Origin of the sequence: Variovorax sp., from assembly GCF_035634955.1 — a bacterium.
Taxonomy (GTDB): Bacteria; Pseudomonadota; Gammaproteobacteria; order Burkholderiales; family Burkholderiaceae_C; genus Variovorax.
In genome coordinates this window covers 202914-223428 of sequence record NZ_DASQBZ010000007.1, presented here as the reverse complement: position 1 = coordinate 223428, position 20515 = coordinate 202914, and the positions used below count along the sequence as shown (strand labels likewise).

Annotated in this window: 20 protein-coding genes; 5 read left to right on the top strand and 15 right to left on the bottom strand. The window is 67.4% G+C overall.

What is annotated here, in order from left to right; genetic code table 11:
• Positions 1 to 6 precede the first annotated feature (6 nt).
• Genes VES41_RS03160 through VES41_RS03125 form a run of 8 tightly spaced genes read right to left on the bottom strand, consistent with a single transcriptional unit; the run spans position 7 to position 6652 of the window.
• The gene (locus VES41_RS03160; protein ID WP_324812856.1) at positions 7 to 339 is read right to left on the bottom strand and encodes a YciI family protein; all 333 of its coding nucleotides are present in this window, start codon (positions 337 to 339) and stop codon (positions 7 to 9) included.
• A 19-nt stretch (positions 340 to 358) separates the two neighbouring features.
• Entirely contained in the window at positions 359 to 799 is a 441-nt protein-coding gene (locus VES41_RS03155) for a nuclear transport factor 2 family protein (protein ID WP_324812854.1), read from the bottom strand.
• Positions 796 to 1350, bottom strand: a complete 555-nt coding sequence (locus tag VES41_RS03150; protein WP_324812853.1) for an NAD(P)H-dependent oxidoreductase — start codon at positions 1348 to 1350, stop codon at positions 796 to 798. The genes VES41_RS03155 and VES41_RS03150 overlap by 4 nt, the downstream gene beginning before the upstream one ends.
• Before the next feature lie 43 nt (positions 1351 to 1393).
• Positions 1394 to 2113, bottom strand: a complete 720-nt coding sequence (locus VES41_RS03145) for an ABC transporter ATP-binding protein (RefSeq protein WP_324812850.1) — start codon at positions 2111 to 2113, stop codon at positions 1394 to 1396.
• Complete coding sequence (locus VES41_RS03140) at positions 2106 to 3923, bottom strand: branched-chain amino acid ABC transporter ATP-binding protein/permease (RefSeq protein WP_324812848.1); 1818 nt, start codon at positions 3921 to 3923, stop codon at positions 2106 to 2108. The genes VES41_RS03145 and VES41_RS03140 overlap by 8 nt, the downstream gene beginning before the upstream one ends.
• 2 nt (positions 3924 to 3925) lie before the next feature.
• On the bottom strand, positions 3926 to 4783 hold the full coding sequence (locus tag VES41_RS03135; RefSeq protein ID WP_324812845.1) for a branched-chain amino acid ABC transporter permease: 858 nt from the start codon (positions 4781 to 4783) through the stop codon (positions 3926 to 3928).
• Between the two features lie 21 nt (positions 4784 to 4804).
• Positions 4805 to 6007 (bottom strand): amino acid ABC transporter substrate-binding protein, encoded by a 1203-nt coding sequence (locus VES41_RS03130; protein ID WP_324812842.1) that lies wholly within the window; start codon positions 6005 to 6007, stop codon positions 4805 to 4807.
• A gap of 60 nt (positions 6008 to 6067) precedes the next feature.
• Positions 6068 to 6652 (bottom strand): VOC family protein, encoded by a 585-nt coding sequence (locus tag VES41_RS03125; RefSeq protein ID WP_324812840.1) that lies wholly within the window; start codon positions 6650 to 6652, stop codon positions 6068 to 6070.
• A 167-nt stretch (positions 6653 to 6819) separates the two neighbouring features.
• Between VES41_RS03125 and VES41_RS03120 the strand changes: the two genes are divergently transcribed.
• On the top strand, positions 6820 to 7500 hold the full coding sequence (locus tag VES41_RS03120) for a GntR family transcriptional regulator (protein WP_324812838.1): 681 nt from the start codon (positions 6820 to 6822) through the stop codon (positions 7498 to 7500).
• A 13-nt stretch (positions 7501 to 7513) separates the two neighbouring features.
• On the opposite strand, the gene VES41_RS03115 is transcribed toward VES41_RS03120, so the two are convergent.
• Positions 7514 to 7978: an Lrp/AsnC family transcriptional regulator gene (locus VES41_RS03115; protein WP_324812835.1), complete on the bottom strand. Its 465-nt coding sequence runs from the start codon at positions 7976 to 7978 to the stop codon at positions 7514 to 7516.
• Between the two features lie 106 nt (positions 7979 to 8084).
• Between VES41_RS03115 and mdeB the strand changes: the two genes are divergently transcribed.
• From mdeB to groL, 3 genes are all read left to right on the top strand, one after another.
• Complete coding sequence (mdeB, locus tag VES41_RS03110) at positions 8085 to 10745, top strand: alpha-ketoglutarate dehydrogenase (RefSeq protein WP_324812833.1); 2661 nt, start codon at positions 8085 to 8087, stop codon at positions 10743 to 10745.
• A gap of 135 nt (positions 10746 to 10880) precedes the next feature.
• Positions 10881 to 11174 carry a co-chaperone GroES gene (groES, locus tag VES41_RS03105; protein WP_324813104.1) on the top strand — a complete coding sequence of 98 codons (294 nt, stop codon included), beginning with the start codon at positions 10881 to 10883 and terminating at the stop codon, positions 11172 to 11174.
• An 88-nt stretch (positions 11175 to 11262) separates the two neighbouring features.
• A complete protein-coding gene (gene groL / locus VES41_RS03100) occupies positions 11263 to 12915 on the top strand; it encodes a chaperonin GroEL (RefSeq protein WP_324812831.1) in 1653 nt (550 codons plus the stop codon).
• Positions 12916 to 13014: 99 nt separating this feature from the next.
• Here the strand turns inward: groL and VES41_RS03095 are convergent, their stop codons facing one another.
• Together VES41_RS03095 and VES41_RS03090 are read right to left on the bottom strand one after the other, a co-directional pair.
• Positions 13015 to 14406 (bottom strand): amidohydrolase, encoded by a 1392-nt coding sequence (locus tag VES41_RS03095; protein ID WP_324812829.1) that lies wholly within the window; start codon positions 14404 to 14406, stop codon positions 13015 to 13017.
• 52 nt (positions 14407 to 14458) lie between these two features.
• On the bottom strand, positions 14459 to 15841 hold the full coding sequence (locus VES41_RS03090) for a nucleobase:cation symporter-2 family protein (protein WP_324812827.1): 1383 nt from the start codon (positions 15839 to 15841) through the stop codon (positions 14459 to 14461).
• Between the two features lie 110 nt (positions 15842 to 15951).
• Here VES41_RS03090 and VES41_RS03085 point away from each other — a divergent pair, with 110 nt between their 5' ends.
• The gene (locus VES41_RS03085) at positions 15952 to 16851 is read left to right on the top strand and encodes a LysR family transcriptional regulator (RefSeq protein ID WP_324812825.1); all 900 of its coding nucleotides are present in this window, start codon (positions 15952 to 15954) and stop codon (positions 16849 to 16851) included.
• A gap of 19 nt (positions 16852 to 16870) precedes the next feature.
• On the opposite strand, the gene cynS is transcribed toward VES41_RS03085, so the two are convergent.
• The 4 genes from cynS to VES41_RS03065 are packed head-to-tail and all read right to left on the bottom strand — an operon-like array spanning position 16871 to position 20476.
• Positions 16871 to 17314: a cyanase gene (cynS, locus tag VES41_RS03080; RefSeq protein ID WP_324812822.1), complete on the bottom strand. Its 444-nt coding sequence runs from the start codon at positions 17312 to 17314 to the stop codon at positions 16871 to 16873.
• A gap of 33 nt (positions 17315 to 17347) precedes the next feature.
• Entirely contained in the window at positions 17348 to 18226 is an 879-nt protein-coding gene (locus tag VES41_RS03075) for an ABC transporter ATP-binding protein (protein ID WP_414719006.1), read from the bottom strand.
• Positions 18216 to 19073, bottom strand: a complete 858-nt coding sequence (gene ntrB / locus VES41_RS03070; RefSeq protein WP_324812818.1) for a nitrate ABC transporter permease — start codon at positions 19071 to 19073, stop codon at positions 18216 to 18218. The genes VES41_RS03075 and ntrB overlap by 11 nt, the downstream gene beginning before the upstream one ends.
• Positions 19070 to 20476, bottom strand: a complete 1407-nt coding sequence (locus tag VES41_RS03065) for a CmpA/NrtA family ABC transporter substrate-binding protein (RefSeq protein ID WP_324812816.1) — start codon at positions 20474 to 20476, stop codon at positions 19070 to 19072. The genes ntrB and VES41_RS03065 overlap by 4 nt, the downstream gene beginning before the upstream one ends.
• Between the last annotated feature and the right edge of the window lie 39 nt (positions 20477 to 20515).

Here is a 20515-nt window from a genome sequence, read left to right as displayed (position 1 = left end):
CCGGTGTCAGCGCGCGAACGCACTCAGATTGGAAAGGTCCTGCGGAGGCGCGCCGGTGCGCTGCGGCCACACGTTGAGGAATGGACGCACGGTCACGCTCTCGTACACGCCCTGCTGCGTGAACGGCTCGCCCTCCAGCCAGGCGTCCAGCGCGGCGCGGTCCTCGAAGTCGGCGATCAGCAGGCTGCCGATCATGGTGGTGCCGTCATCGGCGAACAGCGGCCCTGCGGCCGCCAGGCGGTCCGCGATCCTTGCGACGTGTTCGCGGTGGATGCTGCGCAGCGCCAGCCTGCGTTCTCCGCTGCCGGGCCTGTCGATGCAGTACAGAGTGAAAAGCACGGATGCCTCCTTGGATGGTTCAGGCCTGCATGGCCATGCGGATGAGCCGCTCCCGGATGCGCCAGCCCCGTGGCGTGCGCTGGTAGCGGTCGTGATACTCGACAACGGACGGCGGCCCCAGCGCACGCGCGCCGCCTTGTTCCGGTGCGCCCCGAAAGAACAGCACGTAGCACGAGCCGGTGGCTGCATCCGGGTCGCCGGCGTCGAAGTGCACGCGGATGTTGGTGCACAGGTGCCGCGTGACCGCGTCCGCGGGGCGTGCCGCGAGAAACTGCGCAAGCCCGTCGCGCCCGGCAAACACGGCGCCCATGCGGTCAAGGACGCCGTCTTCGGTGAACAGCTCCGGCACGGCGTCATGGCGGCGCGCGTCGAGGTGGTTGGCAAAGTCGACGCAAAGGCGGATGCAGGCCGCCTCGTCCTCGACGCGGGCTGCCTGCGCATCGGCCGGTTGACTGCTCATGGGCCGACCAGCTTGCTCACGAACACGGCAAAGCGGCCCATGTAGGCCGCCATGAAGTTGCGCGTGGACTCGTCGGCGAAGTCGCCCTGCGCGTCGATCATCTCGGGCTTGAAGGACAGGTAGGCCTCGCCGCCCAGCACCGAAGCGCCCAGGATGCCCATGATCTGGCGCAGGTGCTGCTGCCCTACGGCCGTGCCGATGGCCCCCGGCGACGTACCTGCCATGACCACTGGCTTGTCGCGCCAGACGTTGCGGTCCATCGGCTTGGAGCCCCAGTCGATGGCGTTCTTGAGCACCGCGGGCAGCGAGCGGTTGTACTCGGGCATGACCATCAGAAACGCCTCGGCCGCCGCGCACTGCTCGGTGAAGTGGTTGACCGATTCGGGCCGCTGGCCTTCCAGATCGCCGTTGTACATGGGGAGCTCGTCCAGGGCGACGGTCCGGAAGCGCAGCGCCGGAGGCGCCACGCGGGTCAGTGCGGTGGCAAGCTTGCGATTGGTCGATTCGCGGCGCAGGCTGCCGACGAGTACGGCGACGTCATAGGTCTTCAAGTGGCTGACTCCTTCATTTCCTTGTTGGTTCGTGCGAATTCATTCATGCCGCGTCGGCTTCCAGGCCGAGGTAGGCGCGACGCAGCTCGGGCTGCGCCATCAGGGCCTCTGGCGTGCCTTCGGCGACGATGCGGCCTTCCTCGAGCACGGCGGCGCGCCCGGCGATGTCCAGCGCCATCGACACGTTCTGCTCGACCAGCAGCACGGCGATGCCCTGCGCATGGATCGCGCGGATGGCGCAGAACATGTCGGCCACGACGCTCGGCGCCAGGCCGAGCGAGGGCTCGTCGAGCAGCAGCAGGCGCGGCTGCGCCATGAGCGCCCTGCCGATCGCAACCATCTGCTGCTGGCCTCCGGACAACGTGCCGGCCGGCTGGCCGAGCTTCTCCTTGACCGCCGGGAACATCGCGCAGACCGTCTCCAGCGACGTGGCCCGCGCCTTGCGCGCAGCGCGCCGGTAGCTGCCCAGCTCGAGGTTCTCGCGCACGGTCATGTTCGCGAACAGCCGTCGGCCTTCGGGCACCAGCGCGATGCCACGCTCGCAGTACCGGTGCGGCGGCAGGGTGCGCAAGTCCTCGCCGTCGAGCAGGAGCGAACCGGCCGAGGCCGCATGCACGCCGGCAATGGCATTGATCAGCGTGCTCTTGCCGGCGCTGTTCGGGCCGACCACGACCAGCAGTTCGCCCCGCGCCACGGACAGCGAGAGATCACGGATGGCGACCGCGTGTCCGTAGTTCACGCGCAGCGAGCGGATCTCAAGCATGGACGACCTCGTCGGGCGGGCGGGCGGCACCTGGCGCGGCCGCGCAGGCAGGTTCCGGCGTGCCAAGGTAGGCGGCCACCACGTCCGCCCTGCGCATGACTTCCTGCGGCGCACCCTCGGCCAGGACCTGCCCCTGGTCGAACACCACGATGCGGTCGCACAGGGCCATCACGGCACGCATCACGTGCTCGACGAACACGATGGTGGCACCCTGGTCGCGGATGCGTCGGATGAGGTCGACCGCGTCATCGATCTCCGAAGGCGTGAGGCCCGAAAGCACCTCGTCGAGCATCAGCACCTGCGGGCGCGACGCCAGCGCCCGGGCGAACTCGAGGAACTTGCGCTGGTGCAGGTTCAGTTCGTCCGGCAGGACGTGCGCCTTGTCCGCAAGGCCGGTGAAGGCCAGCCATTGCCAGGCCTCCCGCTCGGCGGTCTGCCGGTCGCGTCCGGCGGCGCCGAACATCGCCGGCAGCGCGACGTTCTGCAGTACCGTCAGGTGCGCGAACGGCCGCGGTATCTGGTAGGTGCGTGCGATGCCGCTGCGGGCCACGCGGTGCGCCGGAAGATGGCTGATGCGCAGGCCGCCGAACGCCACCTCGCCCGCCGTGACCGCGAGATGCCCGCTGACCACGTTGATGAAAGTGGACTTGCCCGAGCCATTGGGGCCGAGCAGCCCGAGGATCTCGCCTTGGCGCACTTCGACGTCCACGCCGCGCAGGGCCTGGACACCGCGGAAGTGCTTGCGCACCCCGGTGGCGCGAAGCAGGACAGGACGGACCTGCGGCGCGGCGCGGGCCTGGCCGGGCGGCGGCACTTGCAGTTCGGGCCCAGGCGACGACGCGGGCATGGGTCGCCCGGCCCGCCTCGCGTCCGCCCGCCGTGCCCAGATCTTCATGAGCTGGCCGACGATGCCTTCGGGCATGAAGAGGATGATGACGACCAGGATCAGGCCGGTCAGGCCCTTGCCGATGACTGCGGTGTCGCCGCCCGTGAAAGCCAGCAGCAGCAGCGTGATGGCGGTGGCGCCGACGATCGGCCCGGCCCAATGGCGCGTGCCGCCGAGCACGGCCATCAGCACGACGGTCAGGGGCATGGCGATGGTGAAGGTGTCGCCTGCCGTCACGTACGACACGAACAGCGCCTGGATGCCGCCGACCAGCCCGGCCAGCGCGCACGACAGCGCGAAGGTGCCGAGCTTGTAGCGGTAGGTGGGCACGCCCATCACCTCGGCGACGTCCTCGTCGTCGTGGATGGCCAGCAGGCCGATGCCGAGCCGGGCGTGGTAGATCACGGCCGCCGACAGCACGCTCAGCGCGGCAGCGCCCAGCGCGAGCAGGTAGAAGGTTCCCGACGGGGTCGGCCCGAGCTCGGGCACCGGCACGGCATTGAGGTAGACGCCGGGTCCGCCGTCGATCGGCGTGTTGAGGATGATGGTGGCCACCACGAAAGTGGTCGCCAGCGTCAGCAGCGCGAAAAGCTCCGCACGTACGGCGTGCACGCGAAAGGCCGCCAGCCCGATCAACGTGCCGATGGCTGCCGACATGGCTGCAGCCGCCGGCAGCGTCCACAGGAAAGGCCATTCGAACCGGGACGCCAGCGTCGCCGTGGTGTACATGCCGATGCCGAAGAAGGCGCCGTGGCCGAACGAGAAATAGCCCGAGTAGCCCGACAGCAGGTTCCAGGAACTGGCCAGGGCCACCCAGTGCAGGATCAGGTAGAGCACCGACTCGTGGAACGCCGGCAGCCCCAACCAGGGGACGAGGGCCAGCAACACGGCGGCCGACAGCAGGAAGATGACGCTGCGGCGCATGCTCAGATCCTCCCGGGGCGCAGCAGCAGCACCACCATGAGCAGCGCGAACGACACCAGCGGCGCCCAGGACGGGGACGCCACCGTCATGGTCAGCGCCTCGGTCACACCGATCAGGCATCCCGCGACCAGCGGTCCCAGGGGGCGACCCAGTCCGCCCAGCATGACGCAGGCGAAGATCACGCCGATCCAGGTGTAGATCTGCGAGGGCGCGAGCGTGTAGGCCAGCGCGATGCACACGCCCGCCACACCGGCAAGCGCCGCGTTGAACCCGGACAACAGCAGCGCCATCGCGTGCTGGTTGACGCCGAAGGCCGCGGCGATGGACGCGTCCTCGGCCGACGCGCGCAGCGCCTTGCCGATGTCCGTGCGCTGGAGCACCAGCCAGGTCGCCAGCGACAGGCCGACGCCCATGGCGAGCGTCATCATCTCGGGCGCAGGCAGGAACAGCGGGCCGACGCGCAGCCGCAGCTCCGAATAGTGCGATTCCAGCTTGCGGTAGTCGGCCGTCCAGACCCACTGCAGCAGCGCCTCGACCATGACGGTGATGCCGAAGGTGACCAGCATCGAGTTGAACGCGGTGACACGCAGGCGCGTCAGCATGGCGTGGATGCCGGCGCCGATGGCAAAGAACAGCGGCACGATCAGCACCAGGGTGACCAGCGGATCGATTCGAAGCGTGGTCGACAACTGGTAGGTGAGGTAGGCGCCCAGGAAGGCCAGTGCGAAATGCGCCAGGTTGATCTGGCGCAGCATGCCCCACGACAGGCTCAGCCCCAGGCCGAGCAGGCCATAGAGCGCACCCGCGAACAGGCCCGACAGGATCGACTGCGCCAGCAGCGTCCAGCTTGGAAGCGTCATCGGATTGCGCCTGCCGGTCGTTCAGCGAAGCTTCGCCCCGGGGGCGGCCCATTCCCTGGGCCAGACCACGAGCCACTTGCCGTCCTGCACCTGCTTGACGCGGCTGAGGTCGTCGCCGAAATTGCCAGGCCCGTTGAAACGCAGCCTGCCCTGGATGGTGTCGACCTGGTTGGCGCGCAGCCAGGCGGCGATCGCCTTGTTGTCCAGGCTCTTGGCGCCGTTTACGCCAGCCTCGATGATCTGCCAGGCCGAGTACGAGGCGGCGGCCTGCACCTCGACCGTGGTGGTCGGCAGGTTGGCCTGCGTGGCGCGTTCGCGGAAGACCTCGGTGAAGTGCTTGGCGACCGGGTTGTCGGTGAAGGGCGGATGGTCCTCGAAGATCGTCAGCGACAAGGCGTTGTTCGCCTCCGGCGCCTTGAGCATCGGCCCGGGCGCCGGGGCATACCAGAAGCTGCTTCGCGGCGCATAGTCGATCTTCTTGAGCGCATCGAGGATCTGGTTGGCCTCCAGGCCCAGCGCGCCGCCCCAGATCAGGTCCGGGTCGGCGTCCTTGATGCGCCCGGCGATCGGGCCGAAGTCCCGGTTGCCGAAGTCCCACTCGAGAAAAAGCACCTCGCGGATGCCGCGCTGGCGGGCGACCTCGCGCACGCCTGCCGAGATGAAATGGACCGAGGGGAACTTGCTGGTGACGACCGCGATGGTCTTGGGCGCCTTGTTGCCAGCCGCCAGCGCATCGAAGACGATGGCCGGCACGGTCTTCTCTGGCTCCGGCCCCAGCGCCCAGGCGTAGAACTGCTGGTCGTACTTGGCCAGCGGCGGCACGCCGAAGGTGTGGTGCACCAGCGTCTTCTGGTAGCGCTGCGCCACCCCCATCGCAGACAGGATGGCGCTGGTGCCATACGGGCCGATGAGCAGATCGACCTTGTCGGAATTGACCAGTTGCTCGTACAGGGTCCGCGTGAGGTCGGGCTTGGACTGGTCGTCCTTGAGCACCCATTCCACCGGCCGGCCGAGCAGGCCGCCGCGCTTGTTGAGCTCGTCGACGTAGATCTCGCCGGTGAGCTTGTGCACCATGCCCACCGACGACAGCGGCCCGGTCAGCGCCAACGTGCCGCCCACCTTGATCGGCGCGCCCGCAGGCTGTGCCGTGGCGTGCGACCCCAGCAGCGTGGAGGCGCCGAGCGCGCCGAGGGCAACCGAAAAGGACCGGCGGTCAAGGCTCATCATCTGTCTCCTCGTGTGGTTCTTGGAAAGCGTGAAGGTCGTCCGGACGCCGCGGGCTGCTCAGCCCACCGCCATGGAGCCGCGGATCGGGGAAACCGGCAGGTGCTCGGTGCGCCCCAGCAGTGCCGCTTCGCTCTCCCCCGAGCGCAGGCGGGCAAGCAGGGCCTCGGGGTCGAACTCGACGCCGATCGGGTTGAGCTCGAAATGGGGCCCGTACATGAACGCGTTGGCCTCGTCGTTCGTCGCATAGCTGTCGGTCTGGAACTCCATCTGGTTGCCGTCAGGGTCCGCGTAGTAGAGCGAGACCGTGATCCCGTGGTGGATGCACCAGTACGGCATGACGCCGACGGCCTTGAGTTCCAGGTACTTGTCGAGCAGTTCGGCCAGCGAGCGGTAGCCGTAGGCCACGTGGTCCACGCCAGGCTGTCCGCGCGGCGTGCGCGCATCGGACGGGCCGACCACGATCCCGAGATTGAGCAATGCCACGCGATGGTGCTCGTCGTCGTAGGTGACGAAGGCGATCACCGGGCTCTGGTATTGGACCTTGCCGCCGAACACCTTGACATACCAGTCCAGCATTTCCTGGAAACGGTAGGTGCGATAGACGACGTGCGCGAACGTTTTGGGACGGATGGGGTCGGACACGGAGGCTCTCCTCTTCTATCGATAAAAATCGGATATCAAGCCGCTAGACGATTTTTTATCGATAATATTCAATCATTCGGCGACACTTCTTGGTACTAACCCTTCCGGCATTCAGCGGGCAGGTCCCATCGGAACCCTAGAATCGCCGTCAGCAAAATGCAGAAACCATGAGTCGCCATCCCTTATCGACCGCCGAGGAAGGCCAGGGGTCGACACTTGCCAGCATGGTGTTCGAGCGGCTGCGCGAGGACATCCTCGAAGGCCAACTGCCGCCGGGCAAGAAGTTGCGCATCGAGACGCTGCAGGAGCGCTACGACGTCGGTGCCAGCCCGATCCGGGAGGCCCTCAACCGCCTGATTTCCGTGCGCCTGGTGGAACAGGTCGAACGCCGGGGGTTTCGCGTGGCCACGCTGTCAAGCGAGGACCTGCTCGACCTGATCCGCGCGCGCCGGCTGCTCAACGAAGTGGTGGTGCGCGAATCGCTGCTCAACGGCGACGATGCGTGGGAGGAAAAGCTGGTCTTCGCATACCACCGCATGTGGCGCTGTCCGATGACGCTCGTGAACGGACACACCAACCGCGAATGGGAGCTGCTGCACCGCCGCTTCCACGCCGCCATCATCGCGGCCTGCCCCTCGAAATGGCTGCTCGATTTTCACGAACTGCTGTTCGACTCCGCGGACCGGCATCGCCGGTTGAACGTGCGGCGGCTCGACCCGGAGTTCACTCGCGTGGAGCATCGCGACATCATGGAGGCGGCAGTCAGCCGCGACGTACCGCTGACGGTCAAGCTGCTCAACGATTCGATCGACACGCTCGTCACGCGCAGGGAAACCTCCGAGGCCTAGCAGGCCGCGGCGGTCAGCCCTTCAAGGGCAATGCGGTCTTGTAGCGCACCTGCTTCAAGGCGAAGCTCGAGCGGATCTTCTCTAGCCCGCTGATCGGCGTCAGCTGCTCGAGGATGAATTTCTCCAGCGCCGCAATGTCGGCCACGGCAACCCGGATGAGGTAGTCGCTGTCGCCGGTCATGAGGTAGCACTCCATCACCTCGTCGTGCTCCGCGATGTGCTGCTCGAAGTCGGCCAGCGACTGCTTGCTCTGCGTCTTGAGGCTGATCGAGATGAAGACGTTCAGGCCCAGCCCGAGCGCCGCGGCATCGACCAGCGCGACGTAGCGCCGGATGACGCCGCCTGCCTCGAGCGCTTTCACCCGCGCCAGGCAAGGCGATGGCGACAGGTGAATGCGGCGCGCCAGTTCGACGTTGGACAGCGCACCGTCGCGCTGGAGCTCATCGAGAATGCGCAGGTCGATCGCATCGAGTTGCATGAAGTGCCGCCATGTCGATTGTTGGCGGCATTTTATGCCGCTAGATAACCCTTCAGTCAGTCGAAGCAGCAGCCAATTCCAGCGCCTTCGCCATAGATTCCGGAGCATGAATGCCCCGCTTTCTTCCGATGCGCTGCGCGCCCTCGGCGACACCATGCACGACCCCGACCCCGTCGAAACCGCCGAATGGCGCAGCGCGTTCGTCGCCATGTCCGAGGCCCACGGACCCGGGCGCGCCCGGTGGATGCTCGACGAACTCGCCCGCCTGGCGCGAGCCCGGGGGATCGGCTGGACGCCCGAGCTGTCGACTCCGTATGTCAACACGATCGCCGTCGATGCCCAGCCCCCCTTTCCCGGCGACCTGGCGATCGAGGAGCGGCTGGCGGCACTGATGCGCTGGAACGCGCTCGCGATGGTGGTGCGGGCGAACCAGGCTTATGGCGAGCTCGGCGGCCACATCGCGAGCTACGCGAGCGCGGCCGACCTGTTCGAGACCGGCTTCAACCACTTCTTCCACGCGAGCACCGGGACGCCTGGGGGCGACCTTGTGTTCTTCCAGCCGCACAGCGCGCCGGGCGTCTATGCGCGCGCCTTTCTCGAGGGGCGGCTCGGCGAGGAAGACCTCAAGCACTACCGCCAGGAACTCACCGCGCCTGCGTTCGCGCGAGGCCACGGCGCGCGCGGACTGAGCAGCTACCCGCATCCCTACCTGATGCCGGACTTCTGGCAGTTCCCGACCGGCTCGATGGGCATCGGACCGATCAGTTCGATCTACCACGCGCGCTTCATGCGCTACCTCACCCACCGCCAGCTTCTCGACTGCGCAGGCCGCAAGGTCTGGGGCGTGTTTGGGGACGGCGAGATGGACGAGCCCGAATCGATGAGCGCGCTGACGCTGGCCGCACGCGAGAAGCTCGACAACCTCGTGTGGGTCGTCAACTGCAACCTGCAGCGCCTGGACGGACCGGTGCGCGGCAACGGCCGCATCATCGACGAGCTCGAGGGGCTGTTCGCGGGCGCCGGCTGGAACGTGATCAAGCTGGTGTGGGGCAGCGACTGGGACGGTCTGTTCGCGCGCGACACCACCGGCGCGCTGGCCCGCGCCTTTGCCCACACCGTCGACGGCCAGATGCAGACCTTCGCCGCCAAGGATGGCCGCTACAACCGAGACACTTTCTTCGGCCAGGACGAAGCGCTCGCGCGGCTGGTCGAGGGACTGACCGACGAGCAGATCGACCTGCTCAAGCGCGGGGGCCATGATCTCGTGAAGATCCATGCCGCCTACGCTGCGGCCGCAGCGCACCGCGGCCAACCCACCGTGATCCTCGCCCACACCAAGAAGGGCTACGGCATGGGCAGCGCCGGCCAGGGCAGGATGACGACGCACTCGCAGAAGAAGTTCGACGAGACCGACCTTCTGGCATTCCGCGACCGCTTCAGGCTGCCCCTGACCGACGAACAGGCGACAACTGCTGCGTTCTACAAGCCGGCCGATGAAAGCCCCGAGATGCGCTACCTGCTCGACCGGCGCGCCGCGCTTGGAGGCAGCATGCCTCGCCGCCTGACCGCATGCGCCGCCGTGCCCAAGCCGGACATTGCGGCCTTCGCGCAATTCGCGCTGACCGCCGCCGGCAAGCCGATGAGCACCACCATGGCCTTCGTGCGCATGCTGGGCAACCTCATGAAGGACAAGGCGCTGGGCCCGCGCGTGGTGCCCATCGTGGCCGACGAGGCCCGCACCTTCGGCATGGCCAATCTGTTCAAGCAGGTCGGCATCTATTCGAGCGTGGGGCAACGCTACGCGCCGGAGGATATCGGCTCGGTGCTCTCGTACCGGGAAGCGACCGATGGCCAGATCCTCGAGGAGGGCATCAGCGAAGCCGGCGCCATTGCGAGCTGGACCGCCGCCGCAACGAGCTACAGCGTGCACGGCCTGGCGATGCTGCCGTTCTACATCTACTACTCGATGTTCGGCTTCCAGCGCGTGGGCGACCAGATATGGGCCGCCGCCGACCAGCGGCCGCGCGGCTTCCTGCTGGGCGCCACATCGGGGCGCACTACGCTCGGCGGAGAGGGCCTGCAGCACCAGGACGGTTCCAGCCACCTGATCGCCGCCACCATCCCCGATTGCAAGGCCTACGACCCGGCCTTCGCCGGCGAGCTGGCGGTCATCGTCGACGCCGGCATTCGCGAGATGATGGTCGAGCAAAAGGACGTCTTCTATTACGTCACGCTCATGAACGAGAACTACGCCCAGCCCGACCTGCCGCCAGGCGTGGAGGCCGACGTGCTGCGCGGCTGCTATCGATTCGACGGCTGGCAGGGCGCGCGGCCGGACGGCGCGAAGCCGCAGGTCAGCCTGCTCGGCTCAGGCGCGATCTTCACCGAGGTCATCCGGGCCGCCCAGCAGCTTGCCGACGAAGGCATCACGGCGGAGGTCTTCAGCGTCACCAGCTGGAGCGAACTGGCGCGCGATGGCCGCGCCTGCGAGGCGCGCACCCTGGCCGGCGACAAGGCGCCGGGCACCGCGTTCATCGGGCGCCGGCTCGCCGGCGGCAGCGGCCCCATCATTGCCGCGACCGACTACGTGCGCGCCGTGCCCGAGAGTGTTCGCGCCTTCCTGCCCGCCGGCCGTCGCTATCTCACGCTGGGCACCGACGGCTTCGGCCGCAGCGACACCCGTGCCGCGCTGCGCGCGTTCTTCGGTGTGGACGCAGGAAGCATCGCGCGCGCGGCGCGCCTGGCGCTCGCGACGCCGGGGCCTTGAAACACGGCCAAAAGCCCTTATGATTAGCACTCGTCGGGGATGAGTGCTAACAACCGCCCCGCGATTCAACATTCAGGCCCCGTCGGTTCGCGGCGGGATCGCGAATTAAACCCGTTTCAAATCCAGGAGATGCAATTGAAACTTCGTCCTTTGGCCGATCGCGTGATCGTCAAGCGCATTGAAAGCGAAACCAAGACCGCTTCGGGCATCGTGATCCCCGACAACGCGGCCGAGAAGCCTGACCAAGGCGAAATCCTCGCCGTGGGCCCGGGCAAGAAGAACGACAAGGGTGAAATCTCCGCCCTGACCGTCAAGGTCGGCGACCGTGTCCTGTTCGGCAAGTACAGCGGCCAGACCGTCAAGGTCGACGGCGACGAACTGCTGGTCATGAAGGAAGACGACCTCTTCGCGGTTGTCGAATCGAAGTGATCGCCAGGGTCGGGCCCGCCGGCGCAGCCGCCTCCCCGACCCCATCCGATCAGACCAGATCAAGCAAATCTTTCGGAGTTAACTGAAAATGGCAGCAAAAGACGTAGTTTTCGGCGGCGAAGCCCGTGCTCGCATGGTCGAAGGCGTGAACATCCTGGCCAACGCGGTCAAGGTCACGCTGGGCCCGAAGGGCCGCAATGTTGTGCTCGAGCGTTCGTTCGGCGCCCCCACGGTGACCAAGGACGGCGTGTCGGTCGCCAAGGAAATCGAGCTCAAGGACAAGCTCCAGAACATGGGCGCGCAGCTCGTCAAGGAAGTCGCTTCCAAGACCAGCGACAACGCCGGTGACGGCACCACCACCGCGACCGTGCTGGCCCAGGCCATCGTGCGCGAAGGCTCCAAGTACGTGGCCGCCGGTCTGAACCCGATGGACCTCAAGCGCGGCATCGACAAGGCCGTCGCAGCCCTGGTCGAAGAGCTGAAGAAGGCCTCCAAGGCCACCACTACCAGCAAGGAAATCGCGCAAGTCGGCTCGATCTCGGCCAACAGCGACGAGACCATTGGCAAGATCATCGCTGACGCGATGGACAAGGTCGGCAAGGAAGGCGTGATCACCGTCGAAGACGGCAAGTCGCTCGACAGCGAACTGGACGTCGTCGAAGGCATGCAGTTCGACCGCGGCTACCTGTCGCCCTACTTCATCAACAACCCCGAGAAGCAAGTCGCGCTGCTGGAGAACCCGTTCGTCCTGCTGTTCGACAAGAAGATCAGCAACATCCGCGACCTGCTGCCGACGCTGGAACAAGTGGCCAAGGCCAGCCGCCCGCTGCTGATCATTGCCGAGGAAGTCGAAGGCGAAGCCCTGGCGACCCTGGTGGTGAACACCATCCGCGGCATCCTGAAGGTCGTGGCCGTCAAGGCACCGGGCTTCGGCGACCGTCGCAAGGCCATGCTGGAAGACATCGCCATCCTGACGGGCGGCAAGGTCATCGCTGAAGAAGTGGGCCTGTCGCTCGAGAAGGTGACGCTGGCCGACCTGGGCCAGGCCAAGCGCATCGAAGTGGGCAAGGAAAACACCATCGTGATCGACGGCGCCGGCGCCGGTGCCGACATCGAGGCGCGCGTCAAGCAGATCCGCGTCCAGATCGAGGAAGCGACCAGCGACTATGACCGCGAGAAGCTGCAAGAGCGTGTGGCCAAGCTGGCCGGCGGCGTGGCCGTCATCAAGGTCGGTGCAGCCACCGAAGTCGAGATGAAGGAAAAGAAGGCACGCGTCGAAGACGCCCTGCACGCGACCCGCGCTGCAGTGGAAGAAGGCGTCGTGGCCGGCGGCGGCGTTGCGCTGCTGCGTGCCAAGCAGGCCGTGGGCGACAAGGTCAAGGGCGACAACGTCGACCAGGAAGCCGGCATCAAGCTGGTGCTCAAGGCCATCGAGGCGCCCCTGCGCGAGATCGTCGCCAACGCCGGTGGCGAGCCGTCGGTCGTGGTGAACAAGGTGCTGGAAGGCAAGGGCAACTTCGGCTTCAACGCCGCCAACGATTCCTACGGCGACATGCTCGAGCTGGGCATCCTGGACCCGACCAAGGTGACCCGCACCGCGCTGCAGAACGCCGCTTCCGTGGCTTCGCTGCTGCTGACGACCGAAGCCATGGTGGCCGAGGCTCCGAAGGACGAAGCGCCTGCCGGCGGCATGCCTGGTGGCATGGGCGGCATGGGTGGCATGGGCGGCATGGACATGTAATTCGTCCCCGGCCGGGACGCGCCACGCGCGCCCGGCCAAGACGCCGAACCCGCAGCTCGCAAGGGCTGCGGGTTTTTTCTTGGGCGCGCGGCGCTCGTCCTAGGTTGCGGACGATGCGCCGGCCGCCTCGCGCAGCGCGTCGACCGTGGCGTTCTCGCGCAGCCAGTCGGCGCGGCGGCGGAACAGGTCGGGCACGGCGCGGTTGGCGTCGCCGATCAGCGCCTGGAGGTCGGCACTGCACAGCGCACCGCCATCGACCAGGATGCGTCCGGCCACCATCGTCATGTCGACGTCGCCGCCCTGCACCGCGTGCACCAGGTTGTGATGCAGGTTGCCGCCGGCACCGCCGAGCAGCGGTGTCATGCGCGGGGTGTCGGTGCGAACGGCGATCAGGTCGGCCATCTTGCCGGGCTCGATCGAGCCGATCTGCGCGTCCAGGCCCAGTGCGCGCGCGCCGCCGATGGTGGCCATGCGGCAGACCGACCAGGCATCGAGCGCGGCGGCGTCGAGCCTGGAGAACTTGGCCAGCAGCGAGGACGTCTTCATCTCCTCGAACATGTCGAGGTTGTTGTTCTCCTTCTCGCCGTCGGTGCCCAGGCCCACTGCCACACCCGCGGCCAGGAGCGCCTCCACCGGTGCGGCGCCGCTGGCCAGCTTCATGTTGCTGACCGGGTTGTGCGCCACGCCGATGCCGCGGCGCGCGAGGATGGCGATTTCCTCGTCGTCCAGCCAGACGCAGTGCGCCAGCAGCACCTGCGGCGCGTCGAGCAACCCGAAATGCTCCAGCGCCTGGATCGGCCGCATGCCGTGCCGGCGCTGCGTTTCCTCCACGTCGAAGCGGCTTTCGTTGCTGTGCGTGTGAAAACCCACCCCGTAGTGCCGGCTGATCGCGATCGCGCGCTTCCAGGCGTCGGGCGTGGCATAGAACATGTGCTCGAGTCCGACCCAGACCTGGATGCGCCCGCCTGCCCCGCCGTGCCAGTCCCGGATCAGGGCCTCGTTGGTGTCCAGCGTCTCGAAGTAGTCGTGCGCGGGATGCTCGGCCACGTAGGGCACCAGCACCGCGCGGATGCCCAGGTCGTTCGCGGCCCGGGCGCTGCCGTGCATGTAGCGCCACATGTCCACCACGGTGGTGGTACCCGAGAGCAGCGCCTCGGCATAGCACAGGCGAGAGGCCGTCTCGGCGTCCTGCGGGCTGACCACGCGGTGCATCGGGTCGATGTACTGCTGCAGCCATTCCCACACGGGCAGCCCTTCCGCAGTGCCGCGCAACAGGCCCGAATGCGCGTGCGCATTGACCAGGCCGGGCATCAGCAGGCGGTTTGCAAGCCGCTTGACCGGCACATGAGGGTGCGCGGCCATCACTTCGGCCGCGGGCGCCACCTGCGCGATGCGGCCGTCCGGCGCGACCAGCACGGCGCCGTCGGCAATGATCGCGTTACCGCCGTCCATGGTCAGCAGGTGGTCGGCGTGAAGAATCAGGGAATTCATGGGGGTGTCCAGTTGAGAGTGGTGCCGGCAGCGTCGCTGCGGCGCGGGTCGTTCACGCGTCGGCCGTCGCCGCCACGCGGGCGCTGTCCAGCTCGGCCTGCCGGCGCGAGCCGAGGCCGTTGAACAGCAGGTTCAGAACGATGGCGCTGAGCGTGGTCAGGATGATTCCGCTGTCGGTCAGCACGTGCGTCCACGCGGGCAGTTGCGCGAAGAATCGCTCCGACAGCAGCGGGATGGTGCCCACGCCAACGCTGACTGCGGCGACCAGCGTGTTGCCGCGATGGCGCTCGAAATCGACCGTCGCGAGGATGCGCACCCCCATCATCGCCACCATGCCGAACATCACCATGGCGGCGGCGCCAAGCACGAAGGGCGGGGTCGAGGCGACCACGAAGGCCAGCTTCGGGAACAGCCCCATCAGCACCAGGATCACGCCGGCAGCGGCGCAGACATAGCGGCTCTTGACGCCGGTAAGCGTCACCAGCCCGATGTTCTGCGAGAACGAAGTGTAGGGAAACGCATTGAAGATGCCGCCGAGCACGGCGCCCAGGCCGTCGGCGCGCAGGCCGCGCACCAGGCGCTCGGGCGTGGTCGGCCGCCCGACGATGGTGCCGAGCGCGAGGAACATCCCGGTCGATTCGACCAGCGTCACCAGCATTACCAGGCACATCGAGACGATGGCCACGGGGTCGAACACCGGCATGCCGAAGGCGAACGGGCGGATCAGCGCGAACCACGGCTCGCCGGCCCAGCCGTCCAGCCGCACCTCACCCAGCAGGCAGGCCGCGGCAAAACCGGCGAGCACGCCCAGCAGAACGGCGATGTTCGCAATGAAGCCCTTGGCAAAGCGCGACAGCCCGAGGATGAGCACGAGCACGCCCAGCGACACGGCCAGGTAGACGGGGTTGCCGTACTGGGGATTGGGGCTCCCGTCGGGCAGCAGCGGCTGGCCGCCGGCCGACCAGTCGATGCCCACCTTCATGAGGCTGATGCCGATCACCAGCAGCACAGAGCCGGTGACCACCGGTGGAAAGAAGCGCAGGAAGCGCCCCATCAACGGCGCCATCGCGATCCCGAACAGCCCCGACGCGATGATGGCGCCATAGACCCCGAGCAGGCCCAGCGAAGGATCGATGCCGATCGCGATCATCGGCGTCACCGCCGTGAAGGTCACGCCCATCATCACCGGCATCCGCATGCCGAAGCCGAACAGCCCGAGCGACTGCACCAGCGAGATCAGCCCGGCGGCGAACAGGTCGGCGCTGATGATCACCACCAGCTGCTCTTTCGGGAGTTTCAGCGCCGCCCCCAGGATGAGCGGCACCACGATGCAGGCCGAGTACATGACCAGCACGTGCTGGAAGCCCAGCAGGCCGAGCCGGCCGATCGGCAAGGGTTGGTCGACTTCGTGCACGGGTGCGCTGGCGGAGTTCATGGCGGTTACGTCTTCTTCGGTCGAGGGCGATGGCCGGGCGGTGCCGGGACGGTTCGCATTCTGGGAAGGCAGGCGCGCGCAGGTAAAAATAGGACCCATCTGAATTGGAGATGGATCACATGCAGCTGTCGCTCGATCGCCTGGAGGTGTTCGTGGCTGCCACGCGCGAGACCTCGTTCTCGGCAACGGCGCGCCGGCTCGGCAAGGCGCAGTCGGCGGTGAGCACCGCCATCAGCGAACTGGAGATCGACCTGGGCGTGGCGCTGTTCGACCGCAGCGGCCGCTATCCGGTGCTGACGCCGGCTGGCGAAGCCCTGCTGCCACAGGCCGAGGCCATCCTGTCGCACTGCGACAGCCTCAACGCCCATGCCGGCGCGCTGGCCAGCGACGCGGAAACCCGCATATCCATCGGCATCGAAGATGCCTTTCCGGGTGCGGCGCTGGCGCCGGTGCTGTCGGCGCTGCAGCAGAAGTTTCCCGCGGTAAGGCTGGCGCTTCGGGCGCCCGGCGATGACGAACTGCTGGACCTGGTCGGTCGCGAGACGGTGTCGCTGGGACTGGGCTGCGCCCGCGCGCACTACCCGCCTGGCATCGGCTTCTGCCGCGTCGGACAGGTCGCCTTCGTCAACGTGGTGCAGCGCGACCATCCGCTGGCACGCTTTCAGAGCGTGCGCTTCGCGCAGCTGGCCGACCACCTGCAGCTGGTGCTGTCCGGCCAGATCCGCCACCTGCTGACCGTCGAATACCTCAAATCGCCCCGGACCTGGCAGGTGCACAGCCAGGCAGTGCTGGTGCAGCTGCTCAAGGGTGGCGTCGGCTGGACCAGTCTGCCGCGCTGGGCGATCGCGAGCGAACTGCAGGCCGGCGAGCTGGTGGAACTCAAGCTCGAGGCCTACCCGTTCACCGAGTGGACAGTGGGCCTGGACGTGCTGTGGCGGGTGGACGCCAAGCCGGGCGCGGTGACGACCTGGCTGAAGTCGGAACTGCTTCGCAGCCCGGCGTTCGGATGACCGCCGCCGCCGGCGCGACCTAGTACGTCTTGTACGGCAGGAACTTGCCGGACATCACCACGTGCACCCGGTCGCCCTTCGGATCGGCCTCGCGGTCGATGTCGAGCTTGAAGTCGATGGCGCTCATGATGCCGTCCCCGAACTCCTCGTGGATCAGCTCCTTGATGGTGCTGCCGTAGACGTTGACGATCTCGTACCAGCGATAGATCAGCGGATCGGTCGGGACCGCGGTGGGCAGCGAACCCTTGTAGGGGACGATCTGCAGCCACTTCTGTTCCTCGTCCGTCAGTCCGAAGATGTCGCCAAGGACGGCGGCCTGCTCGGCGGTGGCGGTCATCTGGCCCAGGCACAGCGCAGTGGTCCATTCCTTCGACTGGCCGACCTGCGCGGCCACGGCTTCCCATTTGAGGCCCTTGGCAACCTTGGCGGTGATGATCTTCTCGGTGACGTCGTTGCGGTTCATGGCTTGGCTCCTTGCGGTGGTTGGATGGAATGCTCAGGCGCGCGCGGGCGGCTGCGCCCGGGCGACCAGGAAATCGACGATGTGGTTGCGCAGTTCGTAATAGCCCGGCAGGCGATGCAGGCCGGCGCGCGAACGCTCGCGCGGCAGCGGATTGACCACCACCTCCGCGACGCGGCCGGGTACGTAGCCCGCGCCGTCGGACGCGTCGTGGCCGTTGCTCATCAGCAGGACGCGATCGGCCAGGAGGATGGCCTCGTCCACGTCGTGCGTGATCATGAAGACGGTCTGGCGGGTCTCGCGAACGATGGCCATCAGCTCGTCCTGGATGGTGCCGCGCGTGAGCGCGTCGAGCGCGCCGAAAGGCTCGTCGAGAAGCAGCATCCGCGGCTGGATGGCAAAGGCGCGCGCGATTCCCACGCGCTGCTTCATGCCGCCCGACAGCTGCGCCGGCTTCTTGTCGATGGCCGCGCCCAGCCCGACCAGCGCCACGTGGCGCCGCACCTGTTCGTCGACCTGCGCGCGCGACCACTGCGGCCAGCGCGATTCCACCGCGAAGGCAATGTTGCGCCGCACCGAAAGCCACGGCATGAGCGCGTGGCCCTGGAACACCACGCCGCGCTCCAGGCCCGGGCTGTCGATCTCGCGCCCGTCCATCAGCACATGGCCGGCGCTGGCGTGCTCCAGCCCTGCCAGGACGTTGAGGATGGTCGTCTTGCCGCAGCCCGAATGGCCGATCACGCAGACGAACTCGCCAGCCTGCAGGCCGAAGTCGACACCGGCGAAGACCGGGCGCCCGGGCACGTAGGCCTTGGCCAGGCCCTGCACCTGCAGCAATGGGGCATCGGCGCCACCGGCCGCAGGCGCGCCGGCCGACGGGGGCGCGGCCAAGGAGGTGCGCACGTCACTCCACATAGGTGACCAGCCTTTGCAGGGCCGCGAACATGCGGTCGAGCAGCATGCCCACCACGCCGATCAGCACGATCGCCAGGATCACGTGCGTGAGCGAGAGGTTGTTCCACTCGTTCCAGACGAAATACCCGATGCCGGTGCCGCCCACCAGCATCTCGGCGGCAACGATCACCAGCCACGCGATGCTCATGCTGATGCGCATGCCGGTGAGGATGGTCGGCGCCGCGGCCGGCAGGATCACGCGCAGCGCCTTGCGCATCGGCGTCACCTCCAGCGTGCGCGCCACATCGAGCCATTCGCGGCGCACGGACGCCACGCCAAAGGCGGTGTTGAGCAGCATCGGCCAGATCGAGCAGATGAAGATGACGAACACGCCGGACACGGAGCTGTCCTTGATCGTGTAGAGCGCCAGCGGCATCCAGGCAAGCGGGCTGATCGGCTTGAGCACCTGGATGAACGGATCCAGGCTCCTGTGCAGCAGCGGGCTCATGCCGATCACGAAGCCCAGCGGCACGGCCACCACGCAGGCCAGCATGAAGCCCAGGCCGACGCGTCCGAGCGAATACGCCAGTTGCACCGCGATGCCCTTGTCGTTCGGCCCGTTGTCGTAGAAGGGATCGGACAACTGGCGCCAGGCTGCCTCGCCCAGTTGCGCCGGCGTCGGAAATCCGCTGCTCTTGCGCGCGCCGGGGTCCTTGCCCATCAGCCTGGCGTACTCGGCCTGCTCGGGCGTCATCGCGGCCGCCGCGCCGGCGCCGGACTGCGGCAGGGTAAGCACGTGCCACAGTGCCAGCAGGGCCAACGCGATGCACAGCGACAGCAGCGCCGCCTGCCATTGCGGGCGCGTCATGCGGCGGACGCCTTCTGGATGGCGAAGCTGCCCAGGTATTCCTCGGGCCGCGCCGGATCGAACTCCTTGCCCATCACCTTGAAGCGCCGATATGCACCCTCCGGCGGCCTGAAGCCCACCTGCGACATGTACTTCTTCGCGTCAGTCAGCAGGAACACCTGTTCGGCGATGCCGCGATAGTCGACATCGCCCTTGACGTAGCCCCAGCGCTTCATCTGCGTGAGCATCCACACGGCCATGCTCTGCCAGGGCATGGGGTCGAAGTTGGCCCGGTCGGGCACGTTCTTGATGTTGCCCAGGCCGTCGGCGAACTTGCCGGTCAGCACCTGTTCGATCACCGTCTCGGGCTGGTTCAGGTACTGCGGCGGCGCGATCACCTTGGCGATGAGGGAGCGGTCCTTCGGCAGGCTGGCCATGTAGCTGGCGGTGAGCACCGCGCGGTACAGCGCCGCGAACGTGTTCGGGTTCTGCTGGATGAAGGCCTCGCTCATGCCGAAGGCGCAGCAGGGGTGTCCGTCCCAGATGTCCTTCGACAGGATGTGGATGAAGCCCACCTCGTCATAGACGGCGCGCTGGTTGAACGGATCCGGCCCGAGAAAGCCGTCGATGTTGCCCGCGCGCAGGTTGGCCACCATCTCCGGCGGCGGTGTCACGCGGATCTGCACGTCGGTGTCCGGGTTGATGCCGTGCTCTGCCAGGTAGTAGCGCAGCAGGAAGTTGTGCATGCTGTACTCGAAGGGCACGGCGAACCTGAAGCCCTTCCACTGCCTGGGGTCGCGCTTGTCCTTGTGCTTCATGTGAAGCGTGATGGCCTGGCCGTTGGTGTTCTGGATGCTGGCGACCTTCATCGGCACCTGCGTGGCGCCAAGGCCCATCGAGATGGCCAGCGGCATCGGCGACAGGAAGTGGCTGGCGTCGTACTCCTTGTTGAGCATCTTGTCGCGAATCAGCGCCCAGCCCGCCGTCTTGTTGAGCTGCACGTTGAGCCCCTCCTTGCGATAGAAGCCCAGCGGGTCGGCCATGATGAGGGGGCTGGCACACGTGATCGCAATGAAGCCGATCTTCAGGTCCTTCTTCTCCAGCGATCCGCGCTCCTGCGCCATGGCCTGCAGCGCGCCCACCGGCAGCAGCGAGGCGATGGCCGCGCGCGCGGTGCCGGCGCCCACCGCCTTGAGAAAGCCCCGCCGCACGGCGTCGCGCGGGAACAGCGCCTTGACCAGCGTGGCTTCGATGAAGTCGCGCGACAGCGCCTCCTCGGTCGGCGGCGCGGCGACAGCCGCCGTGGCCTGCGGGTGCTGGCCGGGCGCGTGGTCCTCGCCGCAGGCGCAGCGCATCAAGAGCGGGCGATCGGCGTCGTAGGCGTCGTAGCTCGGGCTCGGGGCCTGGTCGGTCGGGGAGGTCATGGTTCGGTCACCTGGTTGCGTATGAACAGACCCGCTGAT